Below are 3527 nucleotides of genomic sequence, written 5' to 3'. Positions count from 1 at the left end.
AAGAGCTCCGAGATATTGGATTATCTGTCGGGCATCGCCGCGTTGGGCGTTTGATGCGCCAAAACAACATTTATGCGATCAGAACACGCAAGCATAAGGTGACAACTGACAGCAACCATACTTTTAACATAGCGCCGAACTTACTGGATCAGGACTGCGTATTTCAGAATTCGCGGACAGCGATTTCATTAAATCGCGGACACTTGCTTCGCTAATTCGCGGACAGTTCAGCCGCAGCGTTTTTCAGGTCTGTTGTTAATCAGCCTTCTGTTCTTTCGTCGTGCATATTGGGTATGGTGTCAATTCCGGATTTGGCTTTGCGCATACTATCTCCTTCCAAATTGATGCGATGAGCATTGTGCACGACGCGGTCCAATATTGCGTCGGCGACCGTGGCGTCTGCGATGAGGTCATGCCAGGCATTCACGGGGACCTGAGCCGTGATGAGCGTTGACCTGCGCTGGTATCGTTCTTCGATAATCTCGAAGAGATGGAAGCGCTGCTGTTCGCTGAGGACATGAGTGGCGAAGTCATCAAGGATCAGCAGTTGCACTTTCATCAGTCGGTTCATGAGCCTTGGATAGCGGCCATCCAACTTTGCCATGGCGAGATCCTCGAAGAGACGAGGCGCGCGGACATAGAGAACCGAATGGTCATGTCGTGCGGCCTGACGGCCCAGAGCACAGGCCAGCCATGACTTGCCCGTACCGGTTTTCCCGCACACGATCAAATTCTCATGGTTCTTAAGCCATTGCCCTTGCGCCAGCGCCATTGTCGCACGGCGGTCGAGGTTTCTGGCCGCGCGGAAATCAATGTCTTCGACACAGGCTTCCGGGAAGCGTAGCTTTGCGGCCGCCAGACGTGTCGTCAGCCGCTTGTCGGCGCGTACGGCGATCTCCCTGTCGAGCATAAGGCCCAACCACTCTTCTTTGTTCATCGCCCGGGCGTCTGGCTGTTCAGACAGTTCCCGCCAGGCCATTGCCATGCCCGACAGACCAAGCGTGTACATGTTTTCAAGCGTTGGATTGGTCAGCATTGTCATTCCTTCTTTCTTGGGGGGTGCCGATACTGATAGACTACGTTTAGTGCTGTCAGCTCGATCGATAGGCCTGAAGCCCCTGGGGCGCGAAGCTTCCCACATTGCGTAGCGCTTCAGGGCTTCAGGCAGGGCGCCAGCATTATTGCCAGCGATTTCAATGGTAATAGCCACGACCGCGAATGTTGGAATGAGTGGGCAGTGGCTTTCTGACTTCCTCGGCCGGGCTTGCCCGGTCGAGACCCGCCTGCAGAATGGAACGGACGGAGGTGTAGGTCAGCGCATTGATGACAAGCGCCCGCTCGCAGGCGGCGTCGAGGCGATCATGCTCGTAGCGCCGGGCAAGGGAAAGAATGCCGAGCGCCGCACGGTATCCCTGTTCGGGATGTGGTTTGTCGCGGATGACCCGTTCAACGAAGATACCTGTGTTGACGCTGATCTTGCTGGCATCCCGGATCAGGCTTGCCGCATTCATCCCGGCATGCCGCTGATGGGATTTGGGCATATGCTCCTTCACCGTGACGTGCCCGTTGCGCTCGGAACGACGGCGATGAGATGCGACCCGCTTGTGGTTAAAGAATATTTCGACCACTTGATGTGTGAGGCGCACGGTAACCTTTTTGCCGATCAGTTGGTGCGGTACCGAATAGAAGGTTTTGGCTACATCAATATGGTAATCGGGGTGAACCTTCGCCGATTTCCACTCCGCATATTCGAAGTCTGTCGCGGGCAGTGGAGCAAGAGCAGTGCGCTCAAGCTCCTCGAACAATTCGCGCCGGGATTTGCCGTAATGGCGCATGGGGCGGTTGTTGATATCTTCCAGAAGCTTGCCAATGGCGGCATTCAGGTCCTCCAGTGAGAAGAAAGTCTGATTGCGAAGCCGTGCCAGAATCCAGCGCTCGGTGATTAAAACCGATCCCTCGATTTTTGCCTTATCCCGGGCCCGTCTCACCCGTGTCGGTAATACGGTCGTGCCATAATGTTCGCTAAACGCTTCGAAGGTCGCGGTGATCGTTGGCTCGAACCATAGGGCAACTGCGACACCGGATTTGAGGTTATCGCAGACAATGGCCTTCGTCACACCGCCAAAATAGATCAGCGCCCGCTTTTGCCCTTCGATCCAGTCTGGAAGTTTCTGGCTCTCGCTGGCATAGGAGAAGGCCAGATTGGACGCGGGAAGAACCGCGACAAAGATCTGTGCCTGACGGATCTCTCCGGTTTTCGGATTGATGAGCGGCACCGTCTGGCCCGCATAATCCGTCTGCATGGTGGCTCCGACCTCATGCCGATTGCGATAGGTCGGGGACAGCCTCTGCTCAAAAGCTGCAAAATTCGTGCAGAACCACGTGTATCCATAACCATCAGGATGCGCCGTGCGATACTCCTGCCACAGAAGGGTCAGCGTCACGCCCTTACGCTTCAGTTCCCGCGAAACATACGCAAAATCCGGTTCCTGCGTATCCTGGGCTGGCCGGCCGGCCTGTTTGAACAACAGTCTCTCAAGCTGGATGTCATCATCATAGGCAGCAGGTATCGGCCACATGCAAATACCTGCCTGCCGAGCCCGGTGCAGATAGGTTGAAACCGCAGTCTTCCCAATGCGAAGTCGCTCTGAAACCTCGCGAACCGACAGCCCCTGTTCGAAGGTCAGTCGTAATATTGAACGAATATCTCTCATCGTAATACGCTTTGCTTGCTTCCGTCTTGGCATCGTTCCTCCTGGTGAAAACAGGAAGAAAATCATGCGCAATCGGCACCTGCAAAAACGCGCGCGAACTGTCCGCACATTACTGAAATCGCTGTCCGCGAATTACCGTAATGGCTGTCCGCATATTACTGAAAAAGGTGTCCGTGAATTAGTGAAACCCGCAATCAGGACTTCTCAGCTGACAAGCCCAATCAGAAATGGGCGGGTGATATCAGTTACTTATGGACCCGAGAAGGATGGTTATATCTGGCTGTCATCATCGATCTTCATTCAAGGCGCGTTGTGGGTTGGGCTGTCAGTGATCGTTTGAAACAAAACCTTGCATTACAGGCATTGAACAGAGCGATCGCTTTGCGCAATCCAAAGCCAGGCTGCATTCATCATACAGACCGAGGCAGTCAATATTGTGCTCATGACTATCAGAAACGGCTAAAGCAGCTCGAATTCCAAGTCTCAATGAGTGGAAAAGGAAATTGCTGGGATAATGCTGTGTCAGAAACATTCTTCAAGACACTGAAGGCGGAATTGATTTGGCGACATACGTGGCAAACACGTCAACAGCTGACAGAGGCGCTTTTCAAATACATCAACGGATTTTACAATATACGCAGAAGGCATTCGACACTCGGAGGAATATCACCCGCTCAATTCGAGCAAAAAGCCGCCGAAAAGAGATGAAGAGGCGGAAATAATTCGGGACAAGTCCAGGCTTGTCGAGATACGGTTATATTCCGCAACGATAGTCTGCACGGCCCGATGTTCGGTTGTTTCCATCGGCAGGTT

The 3527-nt window shown here is 53.6% G+C and carries 2 protein-coding genes and 3 pseudogenes; 2 read left to right on the top strand and 3 right to left on the bottom strand.

Annotated elements, in window-relative coordinates:
• Positions 1-155: pseudogene (locus KWJ32_RS27765) on the top strand (IS3 family transposase); the annotation flags it as partial.
• A gap of 104 nt (positions 156-259) precedes the next feature.
• On the opposite strand, the gene istB reads toward KWJ32_RS27765, so the two are convergent.
• Positions 260-1036: an IS21-like element helper ATPase IstB gene (gene istB, locus KWJ32_RS27760; protein WP_012090960.1), complete on the bottom strand. Its 777-nt coding sequence runs from the start codon at positions 1034-1036 to the stop codon at positions 260-262.
• A 157-nt stretch (positions 1037-1193) separates the two neighbouring features.
• Positions 1194-2747, bottom strand: a complete 1554-nt coding sequence (istA, locus tag KWJ32_RS27755; protein ID WP_080514310.1) for an IS21 family transposase — start codon at positions 2745-2747, stop codon at positions 1194-1196.
• 159 nt (positions 2748-2906) lie between these two features.
• Between istA and KWJ32_RS27750 the strand changes: the two are divergent.
• Positions 2907-3422 (top strand): annotated as a pseudogene (locus KWJ32_RS27750) (IS3 family transposase); the annotation flags it as partial.
• Between the two features lie 27 nt (positions 3423-3449).
• On the opposite strand, the pseudogene KWJ32_RS27745 reads toward KWJ32_RS27750, so the two are convergent.
• A pseudogene (locus KWJ32_RS27745) lies at positions 3450-3527 on the bottom strand (YecA family protein); the annotation flags it as partial.

This window comes from Ochrobactrum sp. BTU2 (genome assembly GCF_024539785.1).
Taxonomy (GTDB): Bacteria; Pseudomonadota; Alphaproteobacteria; order Rhizobiales; family Rhizobiaceae; genus Brucella; species Brucella anthropi.
This window is presented reverse-complemented; position numbering and strand designations above follow the sequence as displayed.